At 69.6% G+C, this 19,194-nt stretch carries 20 protein-coding genes; 15 read left to right on the forward strand and 5 right to left on the reverse strand.

Annotated elements, in window-relative coordinates; all coding sequences use genetic code 11:
- The first annotated feature begins 13 nt into the window (after positions 1 to 13).
- From coaE to A3CQ_RS0123825, 3 genes are all read left to right on the forward strand, one after another.
- Complete coding sequence (gene coaE, locus A3CQ_RS0123815) at positions 14 to 1,198, forward strand: dephospho-CoA kinase (protein ID WP_026206108.1); 1,185 nt, start codon at positions 14 to 16, stop codon at positions 1,196 to 1,198.
- 459 nt (positions 1,199 to 1,657) lie between these two features.
- Positions 1,658 to 3,775 (forward strand): excinuclease ABC subunit UvrB, encoded by a 2,118-nt coding sequence (gene uvrB / locus A3CQ_RS0123820; protein WP_020513469.1) that lies wholly within the window; start codon positions 1,658 to 1,660, stop codon positions 3,773 to 3,775.
- A gap of 730 nt (positions 3,776 to 4,505) precedes the next feature.
- A complete protein-coding gene (locus A3CQ_RS0123825; RefSeq protein WP_370657621.1) occupies positions 4,506 to 5,534 on the forward strand; it encodes a TerC family protein in 1,029 nt (342 codons plus the stop codon).
- A 133-nt stretch (positions 5,535 to 5,667) separates the two neighbouring features.
- Here the strand turns inward: A3CQ_RS0123825 and typA are convergent, their stop codons facing one another.
- Positions 5,668 to 7,533, reverse strand: a complete 1,866-nt coding sequence (typA, locus tag A3CQ_RS0123830) for a translational GTPase TypA (protein ID WP_020513471.1) — start codon at positions 7,531 to 7,533, stop codon at positions 5,668 to 5,670.
- Positions 7,534 to 7,682: 149 nt separating this feature from the next.
- On the opposite strand from typA, the gene A3CQ_RS0123835 reads away from it, so the two are divergent.
- Together A3CQ_RS0123835 and A3CQ_RS0123840 are read left to right on the forward strand one after the other, a co-directional pair.
- The gene (locus tag A3CQ_RS0123835; RefSeq protein WP_026206110.1) at positions 7,683 to 8,471 is read left to right on the forward strand and encodes a transglycosylase SLT domain-containing protein; all 789 of its coding nucleotides are present in this window, start codon (positions 7,683 to 7,685) and stop codon (positions 8,469 to 8,471) included.
- A gap of 162 nt (positions 8,472 to 8,633) precedes the next feature.
- Positions 8,634 to 9,056 carry an uL11 family ribosomal protein gene (locus A3CQ_RS0123840; protein ID WP_020513473.1) on the forward strand — a complete coding sequence of 141 codons (423 nt, stop codon included), beginning with the start codon at positions 8,634 to 8,636 and terminating at the stop codon, positions 9,054 to 9,056.
- A gap of 43 nt (positions 9,057 to 9,099) precedes the next feature.
- Here the strand turns inward: A3CQ_RS0123840 and A3CQ_RS0123845 are convergent, their stop codons facing one another.
- Positions 9,100 to 9,723 (reverse strand): ATP-dependent Clp protease proteolytic subunit, encoded by a 624-nt coding sequence (locus tag A3CQ_RS0123845; RefSeq protein WP_020513474.1) that lies wholly within the window; start codon positions 9,721 to 9,723, stop codon positions 9,100 to 9,102.
- A gap of 114 nt (positions 9,724 to 9,837) precedes the next feature.
- Here A3CQ_RS0123845 and A3CQ_RS0123850 point away from each other — a divergent pair, with 114 nt between their 5' ends.
- The 3 genes from A3CQ_RS0123850 to A3CQ_RS0123860 all read left to right on the forward strand — a co-directional run bounded on the left by A3CQ_RS0123850 (position 9,838) and on the right by A3CQ_RS0123860 (position 11,763).
- Positions 9,838 to 10,452, forward strand: a complete 615-nt coding sequence (locus tag A3CQ_RS0123850; RefSeq protein ID WP_020513475.1) for a cysteine hydrolase family protein — start codon at positions 9,838 to 9,840, stop codon at positions 10,450 to 10,452.
- A gap of 63 nt (positions 10,453 to 10,515) precedes the next feature.
- A complete protein-coding gene (fdxA, locus tag A3CQ_RS0123855) occupies positions 10,516 to 10,836 on the forward strand; it encodes a ferredoxin (RefSeq protein WP_026206111.1) in 321 nt (106 codons plus the stop codon).
- A 12-nt stretch (positions 10,837 to 10,848) separates the two neighbouring features.
- Entirely contained in the window at positions 10,849 to 11,763 is a 915-nt protein-coding gene (locus A3CQ_RS0123860) for an AraC family transcriptional regulator (protein WP_020513477.1), read from the forward strand.
- An 8-nt stretch (positions 11,764 to 11,771) separates the two neighbouring features.
- On the opposite strand, the gene A3CQ_RS0123865 is transcribed toward A3CQ_RS0123860, so the two are convergent.
- A complete protein-coding gene (locus A3CQ_RS0123865) occupies positions 11,772 to 12,251 on the reverse strand; it encodes a cupin domain-containing protein (protein ID WP_020513478.1) in 480 nt (159 codons plus the stop codon).
- Between the two features lie 113 nt (positions 12,252 to 12,364).
- Here A3CQ_RS0123865 and A3CQ_RS61720 point away from each other — a divergent pair, with 113 nt between their 5' ends.
- From A3CQ_RS61720 to A3CQ_RS0123890, 5 genes are all read left to right on the forward strand, one after another.
- Positions 12,365 to 12,535: a hypothetical protein gene (locus tag A3CQ_RS61720; RefSeq protein ID WP_020513479.1), complete on the forward strand. Its 171-nt coding sequence runs from the start codon at positions 12,365 to 12,367 to the stop codon at positions 12,533 to 12,535.
- 117 nt (positions 12,536 to 12,652) lie between these two features.
- Positions 12,653 to 13,174, forward strand: a complete 522-nt coding sequence (locus A3CQ_RS0123875; protein WP_020513480.1) for a SigE family RNA polymerase sigma factor — start codon at positions 12,653 to 12,655, stop codon at positions 13,172 to 13,174.
- A complete protein-coding gene (locus A3CQ_RS0123880; protein WP_020513481.1) occupies positions 13,174 to 13,842 on the forward strand; it encodes a hypothetical protein in 669 nt (222 codons plus the stop codon). The genes A3CQ_RS0123875 and A3CQ_RS0123880 overlap by 1 nt, the downstream gene beginning before the upstream one ends.
- A 192-nt stretch (positions 13,843 to 14,034) precedes the next feature.
- A complete protein-coding gene (locus A3CQ_RS0123885; RefSeq protein ID WP_020513482.1) occupies positions 14,035 to 14,292 on the forward strand; it encodes a type II toxin-antitoxin system Phd/YefM family antitoxin in 258 nt (85 codons plus the stop codon).
- 2 nt (positions 14,293 to 14,294) lie between these two features.
- The gene (locus tag A3CQ_RS0123890; RefSeq protein ID WP_020513483.1) at positions 14,295 to 14,705 is read left to right on the forward strand and encodes a type II toxin-antitoxin system VapC family toxin; all 411 of its coding nucleotides are present in this window, start codon (positions 14,295 to 14,297) and stop codon (positions 14,703 to 14,705) included.
- Positions 14,706 to 14,724: 19 nt separating this feature from the next.
- Here the strand turns inward: A3CQ_RS0123890 and A3CQ_RS0123895 are convergent, their stop codons facing one another.
- Together A3CQ_RS0123895 and A3CQ_RS0123900 are read right to left on the reverse strand one after the other, a co-directional pair.
- Complete coding sequence (locus A3CQ_RS0123895) at positions 14,725 to 15,372, reverse strand: MBL fold metallo-hydrolase (protein ID WP_026206112.1); 648 nt, start codon at positions 15,370 to 15,372, stop codon at positions 14,725 to 14,727.
- 2 nt (positions 15,373 to 15,374) lie between these two features.
- Positions 15,375 to 16,079: a maleylpyruvate isomerase family mycothiol-dependent enzyme gene (locus A3CQ_RS0123900; protein WP_026206113.1), complete on the reverse strand. Its 705-nt coding sequence runs from the start codon at positions 16,077 to 16,079 to the stop codon at positions 15,375 to 15,377.
- A gap of 190 nt (positions 16,080 to 16,269) precedes the next feature.
- Here A3CQ_RS0123900 and rsgA point away from each other — a divergent pair, with 190 nt between their 5' ends.
- Both rsgA and A3CQ_RS0123910 read left to right on the forward strand, forming a co-directional pair.
- A complete protein-coding gene (gene rsgA / locus A3CQ_RS0123905) occupies positions 16,270 to 17,307 on the forward strand; it encodes a ribosome small subunit-dependent GTPase A (RefSeq protein WP_020513486.1) in 1,038 nt (345 codons plus the stop codon).
- 60 nt (positions 17,308 to 17,367) lie between these two features.
- Positions 17,368 to 19,167, forward strand: coding sequence for a hypothetical protein (locus tag A3CQ_RS0123910; RefSeq protein ID WP_020513487.1), 1,800 nt, complete (start codon positions 17,368 to 17,370; stop codon positions 19,165 to 19,167).
- Positions 19,168 to 19,194 lie beyond the last annotated feature (27 nt).

The following is a 19,194-nucleotide window of genomic DNA, read 5'->3' on the forward strand; positions in this document are numbered from 1 at the left end:
GATACTTAGCCCCGTGTTGAGGGTCGGGTTGACGGGTGGCATCGGGGCGGGCAAGAGCGCGGTCGCGCGGCGGCTCGCACACCACGGCGCGGTGATCATCGACGCGGACGTGCTGGCCCGCGAGGTGGTGGCGATCGGCACTCCCGGGCTCGCCGAGATCGTCGAGACGTTCGGCGCGGGCGTGCTCACCCCCGACGGCGACCTCGATCGGCCGGCCCTGGGCGCCAAGGTCTTCGGCGACGAGACGGCCCGCCGCCGCCTCGAGAAGATCATTCATCCACGCGTACGGGCGAGAACCGCCGAACTGACGCAGGCCGCCCCGCCCGGTTCGGTGGTCGTGAACGACGTGCCGCTGCTCGTGGAGGGTGGCCTGACCTCCGCGTACCACCTCGTCTTGGTCGTGGAAACCAAGCGTGACCTGCGGATTCGCCGTCTCGAAGAGACGCGCGGGATGTCCGCCGGCGAGGCGGCCGCGCGGATGAGCGCGCAGGCCGACGATGCCCGGCGCCGCGCAGCCTGCGACGTCGTGATCGAGAACAACGGAACTGTCGACCAGCTGAACGGCCAGGTCGACCTGCTCTTCCGGGAGCGGCTGCGGCCGTTCGAGGAGCACCTGCGGCACGGCACGAGCGCGCCGGTCGGCCACGAGCTGCACATCGCCGAACCCGACCCGACGTGGCCCGAGCAGGCCGCGCGGCTGATCGGCCGGATCCGGCACGCGATCGGCGCGGAGGCGAAGGTGGAGCACATCGGCTCGACCGCCGTGCCCGGGCTGCCGGCCAAGGACGTGATCGACCTGATGGTGGCCGTGCACACGCTGGACGAGGCCGACGCGCTCGCCCCGCGGCTGGCCGAGGCCGGCTTCCCGCGGCGGGAGGGGGAGTGGGCCGACAACGCGCGCGGCATCCCCGGCGAGACCTGGCCCAAGCGGCTGCACGGCAACGCCGACCCGGGCCGCCCGGTCAACCTGCACGTCCGGGTGACCGGCTCGCCCGGCTGGCGCTTCGCGCTGCTCATGCGCGACCACCTGCGCGCCGTGCCGGCCGCCCGCGACGAGTACGCGGCGGCGAAGGCGGCGTGGGCCGTCGAGCACGCGGACCGTTTCGCCTACGGCGAAGCCAAGGAGCCCTGGTTCGACGCGGAGGCCCTCGCGGCGGACGACTGGGCCGAAGCGACCGGCTGGCAACCCGGCGCATAACGCCGGCGGCCGACCGGACTGGCAGCGCCGCGGGCAGGCCGGGTGGCCGCGTGCGGGCTTGGCGAGCGCGTGCGTGGGCGGATCGCCGCTTGCGGGCGGGCTTCGCGGCCACGTGCCCGGGCGGGCGCGCAACGCTTCTGGCGGCGGCGCGCGGGCAGACGTGGGCAGACGAGAAGGGCGCTCGCGGCGGCCGGTCTGCGCTCAGCGCGACCACCATGGGTGCGCACGCCCGGAGAACCGGGGCGCATCGACCACGGGCCGGTCGGACGGACCGTGTGGTGATCCGTCAGCGAGCCGGGCGGCCGCCGCGAGCGGCCTACCCGAACAGGCTAGGCGAGCCCCGCAAGGCCGTACAACACGGCGAATGTGCACCCTCAGCACAGCCAGCCGCGGAGCGGTTCGCCGAGAGCGTCACGCGACGGGGAGAACTTGTCATACCCCCGACGTACCGTGGTCCCCATGGCGCTCGACATCCCACTTCTCGACGGCCGATTCGAGGTCGTCAGTGAGTTTCAGCCCGCCGGCGACCAGCCGGCGGCCATCGACGAGCTGGAGCGGCGCGTCCGGCGCGGCGACCGGCACACGGTGCTGCTCGGCGCCACCGGCACCGGCAAGAGCGCGACGACCGCGTGGCTGATCGAGCGGATGCAGCGGCCGGCGCTCGTCATGGCGCCCAACAAGACGCTCTGCGCGCAGCTGGCCAAGGAGTTCCGTGAGCTCCTGCCCAACAACGCGGTCGAATACTTCGTCAGTTACTACGACTACTACCAGCCCGAGGCGTACATCGCTCAGACCGACACCTACATCGAGAAGGACTCCTCGGTGAACGAGGAGGTCGAGCGACTGCGCCACTCGACCACGATGTCGCTGCTGACCCGGCGCGACGTCATCGTGGTCGCCACCGTGAGCGCCATCTACGGCCTCGGCACTCCCGAGGAGTACATCGACCGGGCCGTCAAGCTCAAGGTCGGCCAGGAGACCGACCGTGACAAGCTGCTGCGCCGCCTGGTCGACATTCAGTACTCGCGCAACGACATGGCCTTCCAGCGGGGCACCTTCCGGGTGCGGGGCGACACGCTGGAGATCATCCCGGCGTACGAGGAGCTGGCCATCCGCGTCGAGCTGTTCGGCGACGAGGTGGAGAAGCTGTTCTACCTGCACCCGCTCACCGGCGAGGTGATCCGTGAGGTGGACGAGCTGATCATCTTCCCGGCCACGCACTACGTCGCCGGCCCGGAGCGGATGGAGCGGGCGATCCGCGGCATCGAGGCCGAGCTCGCGGATCGGCTGGCCGAGCTCGAGCGGCAGGGCAAGCTGCTAGAGGCGCAGCGGCTGCGCATGCGCACGACGTATGACGTGGAGATGATGCGGCAGGTCGGCTTCTGCAATGGCATCGAGAACTACTCGATGCACATGGACGGCCGCACCTACGGCGAGCCCTCGTTCACCCTGCTCGACTACTTCCCCGACGACTTCATCACGGTCATCGACGAGTCGCACCAGACGATCCCGCAGATCGGCGGCATGTACGAGGGGGACGCGTCCCGCAAGCGCATCCTCATCGAGCACGGCTTCCGGCTGCCCAGTGCCGCCGACAACCGGCCGCTGCGGTGGGACGAGTTCCTCGAGCGGGTCGGCCAGATGGTGTTCCTGTCGGCCACCCCCGGTCCGTGGGAGATGCAGCAGGCGCAGGGCGAGTTCGTCGAGCAGGTGATCCGGCCGACCGGCCTGGTCGACCCGCAGGTGGTGGTCAAGCCGACCAAGGGCCAGATCGACGACCTGATGCACGAGATCCGGCTGCGCACCGACCGCAACGAGCGAGTCCTGGTGACGACCCTGACCAAGAAGATGGCCGAGGACCTGACCGACTATCTCCTGGAGAACGGCATCCGGGTGCGCTACCTGCACTCCGAGGTGGACACGCTGCGCCGGGTCGAGCTGCTGAAAGAGCTGCGCAAGGGCGACTACGACGTGCTCGTCGGCATCAACCTGCTGCGCGAGGGCCTCGACCTGCCCGAGGTGTCGCTGGTGGCGATCCTCGACGCCGACAAGGAGGGCTTCCTGCGCAGCGGGCGGTCGCTGATCCAGACCATCGGCCGGGCCGCGCGTAACGTCTCCGGCGAGGTCCACATGTACGCCGACAAGGTCACCCCGTCGATGCGGGACGCGATCGACGAGACCGACCGGCGGCGCGCCAAGCAGATCGCGCACAACGAGGCCAACGGCATCACCCCGACGGCGCTCCGCAAGAAGATTCACGACATCCTGGACGACATCTACCGCGAGGCGGAAGACACGGATGCCGCGGTCAGCAACCCGATGATCGGCGGTGGCGGCCGGCAGATCTCGCGCGGCAAGGCTCCGGTGCCCGAGACCCGATCCAAGGCGCGCGCCTCGACCGGCACCGCCCGCGAGGGCATGGCCCGCGCCGAGCTGGCCCAGCTCATCCAGGACCTCAACGACCAGATGCTGGCCGCCGCGCGCGAGCTGCAGTTCGAGCTGGCCGCCCGCATCCGCGACGAGATGAAAGAGCTGAAAAAGGAGCTCCGAGGCATGGACATGGCCGGCGTGAAGTAGCCCGCGCGGGGCTCGGCCGGGCGCGGGGCTCGGCTGGGCGCGCGGGTTCGGCTGGGTGCGGGGTTCGGCTGGGCGCATGGCTCGGCTGGGCGCGCGGCTCGGCTGGGCGCGCGGCTCGGCTGGGCGCGGGGTTCGGTTGTCCGCATGGCTCGGCTGGGCGCGTGGCTCGGCTGGGCGCGGGGTTCGGTTGTCCGCATGGCTCGGCTGGGCGCGTGGCTCGGCTGGGCGCGCGGGCTCGGCTGGGTGCGCGGGCTCGGCTGAGTGCGTGGCTCGGCTGGGCGCAGACTCGCCGGAGCCCGGCTGGACGCGCTGTCTGGCCTCCCCGACGAGCGGGTGCGGCTGCGCTGTTGTCCAGCGATTGGGCTTCGTTTCTCGGGCGGCGGGCGCGGGATCGAACTGAGCTAGCCTCCTAGGACGCCTGCGAGGGGTGACATGATCACCCGGGTGGGATGAACTCGGTGTGTCGGGGGCGGGCTACGCTGGTGAGCGGAACGTAGCTGGATGGGCGGTTTCGGCCGAGAGGCTGGACACGCTTTTCCGGGTGCCCTGCCATTGGGTCTCCTGATGAGACACAATGGCTGCCGTAGGAGGGGAGTATTCCCTCGCACCGGTCTCGTCAACACGGAACGCCCTGATAGGCGGTCCCGGGGCCGGTGGTCGCTTAGGCGGCGGAAGAGACCTCCGACAGCCGCACGTCGCTGTGCTCGCTCGACTTCGAGCGGACACGGCGATGAACCGTGTCTGCCGGAGGTCCCTGTTGATCGTGTCCCCGTGGGTGTGGATCGCCACCCTCATCGCCCTCGTCGCCGTTCTGGCCGTCGATCTTTTGATCATCGGCCGGCGACCGCACGAACCTTCGATGAAGGAGTCGGGCGGGTGGGTCGCGTTCTACGTGGGGCTGGCGGTTCTCTTCGGCGCCGGGGTCTGGATCGCGGCCGGTGGGCGGTACGCGGGTGAGTTCTACACCGGGTGGCTCACCGAATATTCATTGAGCGTCGACAATCTTTTCGTCTTCGTCATCATCATGGCCCGGTTCGCGGTGCCGCGGCAGTTCCAGCAGAAGGTGCTGCTCATCGGCATCGTGCTGGCGCTGGTGATGCGCGGCCTGTTCATCGCGGCGGGCGCCGCGCTGATCGCCCAGTTCTCGTGGGTGTTCTACATCTTCGGCGCGTTCCTGGTCTACACGGCGATCTCGCTGCTCAAGGAGGGCGAGAACGACGAGGATGACTTCAAGGAGAACATCCTGATCCGCTGGGCGAAGCGGGCTTTCCCGGTCTCGTCGTCGTTCGGCGACGGACGGATGATGGTCGCGTCGTCGGCCGGCAAGCGCCTGTTCACGCCGATGCTGATCGTGATGATCGCGATCGGGACGACGGATCTGCTGTTCGCGCTCGACTCGATCCCGGCGATTTTCGGCATCACGAAAGAGCCGTACCTGGTCTTCACCGCCAACGTCTTCGCGCTCATGGGCCTGCGCCAGCTCTACTTCCTGCTGGGCGGCCTGCTGGAGCGCCTGGTCTTCCTCAACTACGGCCTCGCCGCGGTTCTCGCGTTCATCGGCGTGAAGCTGTTCCTCGAGGCGCTGCACACCAACACTCTGCCGTTCATCAACGGCGGCGAGGGCGTGCACTGGGCGCCGGAGATTCCTATCTGGCTGAGCCTGCTGGTCATCATCGGCACGCTGGGCATCGCCACGGGCGCCAGCCTCGCCAAATCGAGCCGCGACCGGAAAAGGGAGTTACTGAACGCGAAGGCGTGAGCTGCGGAGCCCGGCCCGGCAGCTCAGCCCGGTGGTCGCGGCAAAGGCGCGACCACCGGGGAAGCTCGCGGTGGAACTCGGGTTCGCCATCGTGCTTGTGGGAACCCGCTGGGGCGTACGGGAAGAAATTGATTTATGCCTGGTGCTTGCGGCGGGCGGCGGCGCGACCGCGGGTCTGCTGGTCGAGGACGACCTTGCGGATGCGGACGGCGGCCGGGGTGACCTCGACGCACTCGTCCTCGCGGCAGAACTCGAGAGCCTGCTCGAGGGAGAGCTTGCGCGGCGGGATCAGCTTCTCCGTCTCGTCGGAGGTCGACTGCCGCATGTTGGTGAGCTTCTTCTCCTTGGTGATGTTGACGTCCATGTCGTCCTGGCGGGAGTTCTCGCCGACGATCATGCCTTCGTAGACCTCCGTGGTGGGCTCGACGAAGAGCTGGCCGCGCTCCTGGAGGTTGGTCATGGCGAACGCCGTGACGACGCCGGCCCGGTCGGCCACGAGCGAGCCGTTGCTGCGGGTGCGCAGCTCGCCGAACCAGGGCTCGTAGTCCTCGAAGAGGTGGTGCATGATGCCGGTGCCGCGGGTCTCGGTGAGGAACTCGGTGCGGAAGCCGATCAGGCCGCGCGCCGGGACCAGCCACTCCATGCGCAGCCAGCCGGTGCCGTGGTTGGTGAGCTGCTCCATGCGGCCCTTGCGGAGGGACAGCAGGGTGGTGATCGCGCCCATGAACTCGTCGGGCGCGTCGATCGTCAGGCGCTCGACCGGCTCGTGGATCTTGCCGTCGACGGTCTTGGTGACCACCTGGGGCTTGCCGACGGTGAGCTCGTAGGACTCGCGGCGCATCTGCTCGACCAGGATGGCCAGGGCGAGCTCGCCGCGGCCCTGCACCTCCCACGCGTCGGGGCGGTCGGTGGGGAGCACGCGCAGCGAGACGTTGCCGACCAGCTCGCGGTCGAGGCGGTCCTTGACCATGCGGGCCGTGACCTTGCCGCCCTTGACCCGGCCGACCATCGGCGACGTGTTCGTGCCCAGAACCATGGAGATGGCCGGCTCGTCGACGGTGATCAGGGGGAGGGGCTGCGGGTTCTCCGCGTCGGCCAGCGTCTCGCCGATCATGATCTCGGGGATGCCGGCGACGGCCATGATGTCGCCGGGGCCGGCGCTCTCGGCGGGCTTGCGCTCGAGGCCCTCGGTGATCAGCAGCTCGGAGATGCGGACGTTGCTGATGGTGCCGTCGGTGCGGCACCAGGCGACCGTCTGGCCCTTGCGGATCGTGCCCTCGTGCACCCGGCACAGCGCGAGCCGGCCGAGGAACGGCGACGCGTCGAGGTTGACCACGTGGGCCTGGAGCGGCGCGCCCTCGTGGTAGGTCGGCGCGGGGATGGTCTCGAGGATCGTGGTGAACAGCGGCTCGAGGTTGTCGCTGTCCTGCGGGACGGTGCCGTCGGCGGGCTGGGCGAGCGAGGCGATGCCGTCGCGCGCGCAAGCGTAGACGATCGGGAAGTCGATCTGCGCCTCGTCGGCGTCCAGGTCGAAGAAGAGGGCGTACGTGTCGTCGACGACCTCCTTGATCCGGGCGTCGGGGCGGTCCACCTTGTTGATCACCAGGATGATCGGGAGCCGGGCCTGCAGGGCCTTGCGCAGCACGAAGCGGGTCTGCGGCAGGGGTCCCTCGGACGCGTCGACCAGCAGGACGACGCCGTCGACCATGGTGAGGCCGCGCTCGACCTCGCCGCCGAAGTCGGCGTGGCCGGGGGTGTCGATGATGTTGATGGTTACCGGGTCGCCGTCGACCGGCTGGTAGCTGATGGCCGTGTTCTTGGCGAGAATGGTGATGCCCTTTTCCCGCTCCAGGTCCATGGAGTCCATCGCGCGGTCGGTCATCTCGCCGCGGGCATGGGACTGTCCGCCCTGCCGGAGCATGGCGTCGACCAGGGTGGTTTTGCCATGGTCGACGTGAGCGATGATGGCGACATTGCGGAGGTCGGTGCGGGTCTGCATGTCAACCATTGTCCCCGGTCTCGGTTGCCGCCACGGGTGCGGGGTCAATCGACGGATCTTACGCGTTTTGCCCGTTTCGTGGGGCAGCGCCACATAGCCGAGGCCTGTTAGCGTTCGCCTTCGACGATTCACGGGGAGGTTCTTCGTCGATGGCTCATCGGTGGAAAGTGCTCGCGGCGGTGGTCGCGCTGGTGGTCGCGGCCGGGTGTGGCCTGACCGGCAAGGACCGTGACGTGGCCGCGACCCAGCCGTCGGGCCCGGTCTGGGACACGGCGACGCCCTCCGACGAGCCGACGCTGAACGACCTGGCAGCGAGCGAGCCACCGACCTCCTCGCCGACGCCGTCGAAGAAGCCCAAGCCGACGAAACCGACTCCGACCGGGCCGGTCAACAACTTCCAGCACGCCGGCTGCTTCCATTACCAGGGCAAGGCGGTGTCGAAGACGTCGGCCAAGTCGGCGCTGAACGCGGCGGCCGCGAAACACTACTGGCCGACGAGCGCGCCGACCCTGACCGTGCCCTCCGATGTGGTGCGGGCGGTCGCGTGGAACGAGAGCGGCTGGCAGTCGAACGTCGTGAACTGCGACGGCGGATTCGGGCTGATGCAGTTGATGCCCGACACGGTCAGCATGATCAATACCAGGTTCGAGCAGTCGTACAACGTCAAGGACTACAAGCAGAACGCGATCCTGGGCGCGAATTACCTGGCCTGGCTGACCAAGTACATCGGCGACAACTACTTCAAAGGCAACTACAGCTTGAGTACGTCGAAGTGCTCGTCGACAAGCTCATGGTGCCTGCTCAACCTGGTGATCGCGGGCTATCACGCCGGGGTCGGCGCGGTGGAGTCGGCGGCCTCCAGCAAGACGGTGCCCAGCAGCGACTATGTGTACGTGGTGCGCTCGCTGATGAAGTCCTGCTTCTGCGACACCTACTGACGGGGGCGCCGGGGCGCCGCGCTACACTTGCCGGTGGAACCCGGGACCTCCGTTTTGACCCGTCCGGCGACGCGGTTGTAAGGTCCCGGGGTTGTCGTGTGTTGATTTAAGCTGGCGAGCTGCGATTCTCGGCTTGCAGCTCACCCAAAGGAGCCCTACGCAATGCCGCCCAAGAAAAAGACTCATGAGGTAACCCTCGCGCTTGAGGCGGGTAACGCCGCGATGGTCGACCTCGGCAAGATGCTTGGTCCGACCGGGGCCAACATGCGTGCCGTGAAGGTGGAGTACGACGAGGCGACGGCGAAGAACCGTGGCGAGATCATCCCGGTGATCGTGTCGGTCTACGAGGACCGCAGCCACACACTGGTCTACAAGACCCCGCCGACCAGCTTCCTGATCCGCAAGGCCCTGGGCATCCAGTCGGGCGCGTCGAACCCGTTGACGCAGACCGTCGGCACGCTCAACGCGCAGCAGATCAAGGAGATCGCCGAGCGGAAGCTCCCCGACCTCAACGCGAACGACCTCGACGCGGCGATCAAGGTCGTCGCCGGTACGGCCCGCTCGATGGGCGTCAAGGTCGCCTGATCTCCTTGCGAAAAGGGCCCCTCGGGGGGCCCTTTTTTCATGCCTATGCCTTCCCGACTATCTCGTCGATCAGGCCGTACTCGACGGCCTCCTGCGCGGTGAGCGAGCGGCCGGCGGACAGGTCGTCCTCGATGCGGCTGCGGGACTGGCCGGTCACCTCGACCAGGCGCAGCACCACCTCTTCCAGCTCGCGCAGGTGCTGCCCGGCGGCGCGGGTCACCTCGTCGGCCGTGCCGGTCACCCCGGCCGCGCGGGGCTCGGTGAGCTTGAACCGGGCGTGGCGGTAGGCGGCCCGCTTGTCGGCGGCGGCGAGCACCGCGACCACGGCCCCGCCGGCCTGGGCGGTGACCAGCGCGTGCACGGGCGCGGTCATCGCGTCGATCACGTCGATGACGGCCAGCGCGGCGTTCAGCTCGCCGCCGTCGCTGGACACGTGCAGCTGCACCGGGGCGGGGCCGGCCGCGTCGAGGGTGAGCAGGGCGGCGGCGACGCCGGTGGCGCCCTCGGTGGTGAGCGGGCCGCGCACCATGACGATGCGCTGGTCGAACAGGCGTTCCTCGAGCCAGCCGGGCAGGGCCGGGCCGGCGCCGGGGTGGCTGGGCGGCCAGGGCTCGGGGGAGTGGTGCGGGGGCTGGCCCCAGCGCATCGGGTCGTGTCGCAGGTCCACCGATACTCCCTCTTTCTTCCACTTTTTCTTTAGTAAGCCTAGCCACCGGGGTTGCCCGGGCGTCTCCTGCGTGTTTGCTTTGGGGGGAGTGACCAGGGCCACAGGAGGTAGGGCATGTCGGAGACGCTGCAGTTGGACCCGGCGAAGACCGCGGTCGTGCTGATCGAGTACCAGAACGAGTTCACCACCGAGGGCGGCGTGCTGCACGGCGCCGTGGCCCCGGTCATGGACAAGACCGGGATGCTGGACAAGACCGTGGCGCTGGTCGAGGCGGCGCGGGCCGCGGGCGTGACGATCATGCACGCGCCGATCACTTTCGCTCCCGGCTACGGAGAGCTCTCCCGGCATCCGTACGGGATCCTGAAGGGTGTGGTCGACGGGAACGCGTTCGTGAAGGGGACGTGGGGCGCGGCGATCGTCGACCGGCTGACCCCGGCCGACGGGGACATCGTGATCGAGGGCAAGCGGGGCCTGGACACGTTCGCGAGCACCAACCTCGACTTCATCCTGCGCAGCAAGGGCATCGAGACGGTGATCATCGGCGGCTTCCTGACCAACTGCTGTGTCGAGTCGACGATGCGCAGCGCGTACGAGAACGGCTACCGGGTGATCACGCTGACCGACTGCACGGCGGCGACCTCGCCCGAGGAGCACGACAACGCCATCGCGTACGACTTCCCGATGTTCTCGATCCCTGTCGAGTCGGCGCAGGTGGTCGCCGCTTTGTGAGCCTTTCGTTCCCCCGCCGTGGGCAGGTACTGGCCGCGGCGGGGTTTGCTCTACATTGCAGGAATGACGTATATCATCGCCGAGCCCTGCGTTGATGTGCTCGACCGCGCGTGTGTCGAGGAGTGTCCCGTCGACTGCATCTACGAGGGCAATCGGATGCTGTACATACACCCCGACGAGTGCGTCGACTGCGGTGCGTGCGAGCCGGTCTGCCCGGTGGAAGCGATCTTCTACGAGGACGACGTCCCCGAGCAGTGGAAGGACTACGCGAACGCGAACTACGAGTTCTTCGAGGACCTCGGTTCGCCCGGCGGCGCCGCCAAGATCGGCAAGATCGACAAGGACACCGCGTTCGTGGCGGCCCAGCCACCGGGCGGCGAGTAGGCTCGGCGTCCCATGACCGGGACGACCATCGAGCACACCGACACGCTGGTCCATTTCGGCGACGACTCGTTCGTGTACGCCGGGCACCACTACCACCCGACGGGCCACCCCGTGCACACGCACAGCTTCATCGAAGTGGCGATCGGGTACGCGGGCGACGGCGTGCACCGCAGCCTGGCCGGACGGCAGCCGATGCGGCCCGGCGACGTCGTACTGCTGCGCCCCGGCGTCTGGCACGGGTACGAGGACTGCCACGACCTGGATCTGTACAACTGCTGTTTCTCGGCCGGGCTGCTGCGCCAGGAGCTGGCCTGGACCCGCGACGACCCGCTGCTCGGCGAGTTGCTGTGGACCGGCCCGTACGCCACCGGCGGGCGCGGGATGCTGACCACCCGCCTGGCGCCCGACGACTTCGCCGAGTGCGTCGAGCACCTGGACGCGCTGAGCAAGCTGAGGCTGCTACCCCCGGAGTTGCATCGGGGCGACCTGATCGCCCGGCTCACCCTGGTGCTGGGCTGCCTGGCCCGTACCCTGCCCGGCGCCGGCCAGTCCCGTCCCGAGCCGGCCCACCCCGCCGTCGCCGAGGCGATCCGGTGGATGGAGGAGCGTCCCGCGCACCCGTGGACGCTGACCGAGCTGGCGACGGCGCTCCACCTGGCCCCCGGTTACCTGGTGCGGCTGTTCAAGTCGGTCACCGGCCTGCCGCCGATGGCGTACCTGACCCGGTACCGCGTGGAGCTGGCCGCCGAGCGACTGCTGCACACCGACGAGCAGGTGAACGCGATCGGCGAGTCGGTGGGCTGGGCCGACCCGAACTACTTCGCCCGCCGCTTCAAGGCCCACTTCGGCCTGAGCGCGTCGGCCTACCGCTCCCGCTTCGCCGCGAACTCGATGCGGCTGGGAGCCACGGGCCGGCCGACGATCTGACCGGTTTTTTAGAGCCAGTGGTTGTCGTGTTCCAGGTAGAACGCGACCCGCTCCTCCTCGCTCATCTCCGACAGATGCATGAGGCCCTCGAAATAGCCCTCCCGAGGCGCCCCCGGCGAGAAGTGCAGCAGCATCGAAGCAGGCTCCCCGGACTCGTTCTTGAACCCGTGAACCCCACCCGCCGGAACGTGCACCCAATCGCCGGGCTCGGTGTCGAGCCACTGCTTCCCGTCATAGATGCGCATACTTCCGGACAAAATGTAGAAAGACTCGGCGAGGCTGCGGTGGAAATGCGGGTCGGGCCCGGTCACGCCCGGTCCGCACTCCCAGCGGTAGATGCCGAAGAGACCACCCGTGGACGGGCCGGTCGACAGGTAGTGGACCTTCGTCCCGCTGCGGTAGATGAGCTCGGGTTCCGTGGCGGCCGGCCGGTACGTCGCGCTGATCTCGCCCGATTCCCCGTGGTAAAGCGGCGGCGGATACGTCATGCCCCCATCATGCGTGAAACGGGTGAATTGCGCTGTGCCGCGCCGGCGATCATGTTCAGCGGGCTGAGACCGGGGTAACCAAGGGGCTTCCGTACAGCCAGGAAGGAGGAGAGATGAGCAGCCTGAGGATCGATCCCGACCGCTACCCGCCGCTGGACCCGACCGCGCCCATTCCGGACGATCCGGGCGAACTCTCCCCGGAAGCGCCGGATCCACTGCCGCCGGCCCCGGTCGAGCCGGAGCCCGAACCCGCCCCGCCCGGCGGAGTGCCCGAACCCGCCTGACAAGCCCGTATAGCGTGGCCGCCGACGATCTCGAAGTCGGCGGCCATTTTTCTGTGCCGCATGCAACCTCGAGGGGGCCGTGAATCGTCAGGGGACCGTGAGAGCGAAGGAGGGCACGTGAAGACAGAGCGAGACGAGCAGTTCCACAGCTTCGTGCTCAGCCACCGCGCCGCCCTGGTGCGCACGGCGACACTGCTGACGGCCGGGGACGGACACCTGGCCGAGGATCTGGTGCAGTCCACCCTGACCAAGCTCTACGTCGCCTGGCCGTCGTTCCGGCGGGCCGACAACCCGGAGGGATACCTACGCCGCACGCTGGTGAACGCGCTGACCGACGAACGCCGTCGGTGGTGGCGCCGCCACGAGCGGACGGTCGCGGATCTCCCGGAGCGGCCGCACGCCGGCGACGGCGGAGGGGACGACCAGAACGACGGGTTACGGGCGGCGCTGCGGGAGCTGCCTCCGAAGATGCGGGCCGCTCTGGTGTTCCGCTACTTCTACGACCTTGACGTCGCCGACACCGCCGACGCCCTCGGGTGCACTGAGGGAACGGTGAAGAGCCAGACCGCCCGGGCCCTCGACCGGCTCCGGGACGTGCTGGGCGAGTACCCGATTCCCCTGACAGGAGTGACCCGATAATGGATCTGCACGACCGACTTTCCACCATCGCCGGCCCGGCCGGCGCCACCTCGGCCGAGCAGGCGGACGCCGACGTCGCGCGCGGGCGGCGGGCGCTGCGGAGGCGCCGGGCGTTCCGCTCGGCCGGCGCTTCGGCCTTCGCGGTCGCGGCGCTCGCGGCCGCCGTCACCTACGGCGCCCGGGGCGATTCGGCGCCCCCGGCCCCGCCCACGAACGCCGCGCCGGCGACGGCCGACACGAAGGCCGGCCCCGCCGGGGCCGCCACCCGGCTGGTCGCCTACCAGGGCGAGCAGCCGAAGGGCTTCACCATCGACAAGGTGCCGGCCGGCTGGGAGATCCAGGGCGTGAACCAGGCGGTGCTCACCATCGCCCCGACGAACGCCAAGGACAAGAACCCGGACAGCTTCGTCGACAAGATCGCGATCATGCTGCAGTCGAAGGACGACACCTCGACCCCGACGGGCACCGCCGTGAAGGTCGGCGACAAGCCCGGCGTGATCAACGTGGGCCTCGGCACCGACCACGGCAAGAACCTGTGGGTCAAGGAGCCGAACGGCATCTGGCTGCTGGTCCAGATCTGGGACGCCAGCGGCTGGTCCGACGCCGCCATGGTCGAGTTCGGCGACGGCATCCACGTCCTCCCGGGCGCCGTCCAGGGCCGCGGCTGACGGTTCAACGAAACGCCCTCACCAGCCATTTCGGCGGGTGAGGGCGTTTTCGTTCACGGCGCGATACGCCACAGCGCATCAAGTGGAACGGCCGCGCCACGTCCTGACCCATCCAGCAGCCGAACGGTCGTGCCGAGGGTGCAAGCTGCGCGGTAGGGTAAAGTCTAGACTGTCTAGACATGGAGGGTTTCGATGCGGTGGCAGATGCAAGAGGCCAAGCAACGCTTCAGTGAGGTGCTGCGGGCTGCCGAGGCCGGCGAGCCGCAGATCGTCACGAAGCACGGCACTGAGGTCGCGGTTGTCATCGACATCGCCGAGTATCGACGGCTCCGGGGCGAGCAGGTCGGGCTGATGGAGTACCTGCGCGTCGATCCCCTCGGTGACGTCGACCTGGATGCCGAGATCGACCGTCGGCGTGAGCAGCCCCGTGACATCGACCTTGCCGGCTGACCATGGCGTACCTGCTCGACACGAATGTCGTCTCAGAGCTACGCAAAGCCGCGCCGCACGCACGAGTCGCGCAATGGCACGCCGAGCACTCGCATGCCGACGTCTACCTCAGCACCTTGGTGATCGGTGAGATCAGGCGCGGTATCGACCGGCTGCGTCCGCGCGACGCCAAGCAGGCCGACATCCTGGAACGCTGGCTTTCCGGGCTGACGGCCTCGTATCGAGAACGCCTCCTGCCCGTGACGGTGCAGGTCGCCGAGGAGTGGGGCCGGATGAGCGCCACGACTCAACCGCCGCCCGTCATCGACGGTCTGATGGCGGCAACGGCAAGCGTTCACCGACTGACTTTGGTTACCCGCAACGTCGCTGACGTCGCCCGAACCGGCGTCCCCCTGGTCAACCCCTTCGAGTGAGACCGGACCAGTCTCGCACTCACCAGCCGCGGGTTCGCCACTCCTGGAGGTGGGGGCGCTCGGCGCCGAGGGTCGAGTCCTTGCCGTGGCCGGGGTAGAACCAGGTGTCGTCGGGGAGGCGGTCGAAGAGCTTGCGCTCGACGTCGTCGATCAGGGAGGCGAAGTTCTCCTTGTTGCCGTGCGTGTTACCCACTCCGCCCGGGAAGAGGCTGTCGCCGGTCCAGAGGTGGCCGTGGCCGTTCGGGTCGCGGTAGAGCAGGGCGATCGAGCCCGGTGTGTGGCCGACCAGGTGGATCACCTCGAGCGGGCAGTCGCCGACCGTGACCGTGTCGCCCTCGGCGAGCGTGGCGGTGACCACGGGGATCTCGGCGGCGTCGTCAGAGTGGGCCAGGGAGCGGGCGCCGGTCGCCGAGACCACGTCCTCGAGGGCCTGCCAATGGTCGCCGTGCCGGTGGGTCGTGACGACGGTGCTCAGGCCGGCCGGGCCGATCAGCGCGAGCAGCGTGTCGTCGTCGTTCGCGGCGTCGATCAGCAGCTGGTCGTCGCCGCAGCGCAGCAGGTAGGCGTTGTTGTCCATCGGGCCGACCGAGACCTTCGTGATGGTCAGGTGGTCGAGCGTGCGGACGGCGGGCGCGCTGCCGCGGCTGACGTCTCCGGTGTAGTCCATGGTCATTTCCACCTCGCTGGGGTCGGTAGCTCGCCGTCCGGCGAGACGGTCAGGTCGGAGCCGTCGCCACGGCCGGACAGCCAGGCGGCGAGGGACTTGGTGGGCCCGCCGACGACCGGCGGCTCGTCCGCCTCGCCGATGGTCAGCGGGTGGTCGATGCCGTGCGGGCGCAGGATCATCGGCGGGTAGTCGGTACTCGCCGTGGTGACGATCTCGCGGAGCAGACGCAGCGCGAACGCGTCCGACCAGTCGGCCGGCGTGTAGCCCCGGCCGAGGTCGACGTGGTGCACCTCGACCTCGCGCAGCCGGGCCCACGGAATGCCGGCGGCCGGCAGCTTGATGAAGTCGAGCTGGAAGGTCCAGGCCTGGGCCGGCATCGCGGCGCCCGCGTCGGCGAAGCGCTCGTGTGCCGCGCGGATGTCCTCGATCTGGTCGCGCAGCGGCCGGCCGGCGCCCGCGGTGATCGCCTCCTCGCGTGCCTCCGGCGACGCGTAGGCCGGTGTCTCCACCCCGGTGCGGGCCCAGGTCAGCAGATTTGTGTACGCGTCGGCGTTGCGCGCGACGTGGGTCAGCACATGCCCGACCGTCCAGCCGGGCAGCAGCGACGGCGCGGACACGACCGCCGGGTCGAGGTCGGCCGCGGTGCTCAAGAGGTTCTCGGTGGCGCGGTCGACGTCGGTCAACATCACGAGCGGATCCATCGTCACGCCGCTCACCCTAGCGGGCCAGAAATGACTTTCGCTGAGGTAGTCGCGACCGTACCGTCAGTGCAGACGCGCCGATCCGACCAGCGGAGGGGGTGGGGAACGTGCCGTTAGCAGTCATCGCGTCCCTTCACCTGGAGGGCGACGCCTGACCACCCCGGTCCGGCGCCCTCCCGTCCCGCAAAGGGTTCTCATGTCGTACGACCTGTCCCGGCTCGGCTGGGACGAATTCTTCGCATCCGCGTATGGCCATTTCGACCGTTCCGACGCCGCTCCCGCCCGGGTGCTGCGCGCCGACCGTGGCGTCTGCACCGTGCTCGGCGAGGCCGGCGTCACCCGGGCCAGCCTGTCCGGCAGCGTGCTGCTCTCCGCCGCGCACGACCCGGTCAAGCTGCCCTGCGCCGGCGACTGGGTGGTGACCCGCCGCTGGCCCGACCGCCGGATCACGCTCGAGGCGGTGCTGCCCCGCCGCACCGCGCTGATCCGGCGCACCTCCGACAAGGACTCGACCGGCCAGCTGCTGGCAGCCAACATGGACACCGTCGCCGTGGTCGAGCCGATCCACCCCGAGCCCGACGACGCCCGGGTGGAGCGCCTACTCGCCCTGGCCTGGGAGTCCGGGGCGCAGCCGCTGCTGATCCTGAGCAAGAGCGACACGTCGTCCGATCCGGAGGCGGTGGCCCGGCAGCTCGCCGAGCTCGCGCCGGGCATTCCGGTGGTTCCGGTGAGCGTGCGGGGCACGCAGGGCGTCGAGCAGATTCGCGCGTACGCCGAGGGCGGGCGCACGCTGGCGCTGTTGGGCAGATCCGGCGCGGGCAAGTCGACGCTGGTCAACGCCCTGGCCGGGGCGGCCGTGATGCCGGTGCAGGCGATCCGTGACGCGGACGGCAAGGGGCGGCACACCACCGCGTACCGCAATCTCGTGCCGTTGCCGGGCGGCGGCGCGGTGCTCGACACCCCGGGCATCCGCGGTGTCGGCCTGCTGGACACGGCGGAGGGGCTCGACCGGGCGTTCGCCGACATCGCCGAGCTCGCGGCGCACTGTCGCTTCGGTGACTGCCGGCACGGCGCCGAACCGGGCTGCGCGGTCGCCGCGGCCCTGGCCAACGGCTCGCTGTCGCCGCGCCGGCTGGCGAGCTGGCGCAAGCTGTGGCACGAGGTGGAGATCCAGACGGCCCGGCAGCAGGCCCGGCAGGCGGGGGCCGCCGGTCACCGTCGCCGGCGGGGATAGAGCCTTTAGTCCGGTCAAGGGCGGTGGCGGGGTGGTTGGACGGGCTGTCAGAATGCACCGATGCGCGCGGTGGACGAGGTGGTCGAGCAGCCGGCGACCCCCGAGGCCGAAACGCCGCCGGTCGCCGCTCGGTGGCGCCGTGCCGATCTCTGGGCGCCGCTGAGCTATCTGGCCATCGCGGTGGTCGTCATGATCCAGCTGTGGATCTCGCCGAGCGGGCGCGTGCTTTCCAGCAACAAGGACGACCACGGCTTCTTCCTGTACGTCTTCGCGCACGGCGAACGGGTGCTGTTCCACGGGGCGAACCCGCTGTTCGACGACCGGATGAACGTGCCGGACGGCGTGAACATGATGGCCAACACCACGGTGCTGGCGATCACGATCCCGCTCGCGCCGATCACCCACTTCTTCGGCCCCGGCCTCTCGATGGTGCTGGCGCTCACGCTGGGCCTGTTCGGCACCGCCACGGCCTGGTACTGGGTGCTCTCCCGGCACCTGGTGACGAGCCGGGTCGCGGCCTGGATCGGCGGCCTGTGGTGCGGTTTCGCGCCCTCGCTGGTCTCGCACGCGAACGCGCACGTCAACTTCGTGAGCCAGTACGTGACGCCGTTCATCGTCTGGCAGGTGCTGCGGCTGCGCGAGCCCGGGCGGGCCGTGCGCGGCGGGATCATCCTGGGACTGCTGGTCACGCTGCAGGTCTTCATCAACGAGGAGACGCTGCTGTTCACCGCGCTCGCCCTGGGCGCCTTCGTCGTCGCGTACGCGGCAATGGCACCCCGGAACGCGAAGCGTGACGCGCGGCACTTCCTGGCCGGCCTCGGCGTCGCGGGGGTGACCGCCGGCGTGCTGCTGGCCTACCCGCTGTACTTCCAGTTCACCGGCCCGGGCAGCTATCACGGGCAGCCGTTCCTGCCCGACAAGTACTCGACCGACCTGCTCTCGATCGGCGCGTTCGCCCGCCAGTCGCTGGCCGGCAACGCCGCCCTGACCCGGCACCTGAGCGTGAGCGGCACCGAGGACAACACGTTCTTCGGGCCGGTCGGCCTCGCGATGATCGTCGTGTCGGTGGTGGTGCTGTGGCGCAGCGTCGCGGCCCGCGCCGCCGCGATCGCCGGGCTGGTGCTGCTGGTCGTCTCGATGGGCCCGGCGCTGAAGGTGTTCGGCTGGAACTCCGGCATCCCGCTGCCGTTCGGCCTGGTCAGCAAGCTGCCGATCATCGACCTGGTGAGCGTGACCCGGTTCGGGATGGTGGCCGCGACGATCTCCGGGGTGCTGCTCGCGCTGGCCACCGACCGGATCGGTGGCTGGCCGGCCAGGCGGCGGCGGTGGTTCCAGGTCGGCCTGGTGCTCGCGCTGGTGCCGCTCGCGCCGAAACCGCTGCCGGTGATCGCCGCCGATCCGCTCCCGGCCTTCCTCACCGAGGGCACCTGGCGGCAGTACGTGGCGGCCGACCGCACCCTGGTGACGGTGCCGCTGCCCGAGGTCACCACCGGCCGGGGTGGGATGCGCTGGGCCGCGCTGACGACGCTCGAGTACAAGTCGCCGCGCGGCTACTTCATGGGTCCGGTCGACCCGCCCGAGGACGAGACCGGCTCCTGGAACGCGCCGCGCCGCTTCACCTCCGACCTGCTGTGGCGGGTCCGCGAGTACGGAGTGCCGGCCGCCCTGACCGACGCCGACCGCGCGAAGATCCGCAACGACCTGATCTTCTGGCGAGCCGGGGTCGTCGTGCTCATCCCGGACAGCCGCAACGGCGACGCCCTGCTCACCACGCTGAGGGACGCGCTCGGGGAACCACGGATGGTCGGCGGGGTGGAAGTATGGGACATGCGGTCGTTGCCGGTTCCCCCCGAGGAGTGATGGTGCCCGCGCGAAGTGCGGGAATGT

The organism is Paractinoplanes globisporus DSM 43857 (genome assembly GCF_000379645.1).
Lineage (GTDB): Bacteria > Actinomycetota > Actinomycetes > Mycobacteriales > Micromonosporaceae > Actinoplanes > Actinoplanes globisporus.

Coding starts and splice junctions, on each gene's coding strand:
- uvrB (WP_020513469.1), top strand. CDS start 1,658: ATGGCGCTCGACATCCCACTTCTCGACGGCCGATTCGAGGTCGTCAGT.
- A3CQ_RS0123825 (WP_370657621.1), top strand. CDS start 4,506: ATGAACCGTGTCTGCCGGAGGTCCCTGTTGATCGTGTCCCCGTGGGTG.
- typA (WP_020513471.1), bottom strand. CDS start 7,533: ATGCAGACCCGCACCGACCTCCGCAATGTCGCCATCATCGCTCACGTC.
- A3CQ_RS0123835 (WP_026206110.1), top strand. CDS start 7,683: ATGGCTCATCGGTGGAAAGTGCTCGCGGCGGTGGTCGCGCTGGTGGTC.
- A3CQ_RS0123840 (WP_020513473.1), top strand. CDS start 8,634: ATGCCGCCCAAGAAAAAGACTCATGAGGTAACCCTCGCGCTTGAGGCG.
- A3CQ_RS0123850 (WP_020513475.1), top strand. CDS start 9,838: ATGTCGGAGACGCTGCAGTTGGACCCGGCGAAGACCGCGGTCGTGCTG.
- fdxA (WP_026206111.1), top strand. CDS start 10,516: ATGACGTATATCATCGCCGAGCCCTGCGTTGATGTGCTCGACCGCGCG.
- A3CQ_RS0123860 (WP_020513477.1), top strand. CDS start 10,849: ATGACCGGGACGACCATCGAGCACACCGACACGCTGGTCCATTTCGGC.
- A3CQ_RS0123865 (WP_020513478.1), bottom strand. CDS start 12,251: ATGACGTATCCGCCGCCGCTTTACCACGGGGAATCGGGCGAGATCAGC.
- A3CQ_RS61720 (WP_020513479.1), top strand. CDS start 12,365: ATGAGCAGCCTGAGGATCGATCCCGACCGCTACCCGCCGCTGGACCCG.
- A3CQ_RS0123880 (WP_020513481.1), top strand. CDS start 13,174: ATGGATCTGCACGACCGACTTTCCACCATCGCCGGCCCGGCCGGCGCC.
- A3CQ_RS0123885 (WP_020513482.1), top strand. CDS start 14,035: ATGCGGTGGCAGATGCAAGAGGCCAAGCAACGCTTCAGTGAGGTGCTG.
- A3CQ_RS0123890 (WP_020513483.1), top strand. CDS start 14,295: ATGGCGTACCTGCTCGACACGAATGTCGTCTCAGAGCTACGCAAAGCC.
- A3CQ_RS0123895 (WP_026206112.1), bottom strand. CDS start 15,372: ATGGACTACACCGGAGACGTCAGCCGCGGCAGCGCGCCCGCCGTCCGC.
- rsgA (WP_020513486.1), top strand. CDS start 16,270: ATGTCGTACGACCTGTCCCGGCTCGGCTGGGACGAATTCTTCGCATCC.
- A3CQ_RS0123910 (WP_020513487.1), top strand. CDS start 17,368: ATGCGCGCGGTGGACGAGGTGGTCGAGCAGCCGGCGACCCCCGAGGCC.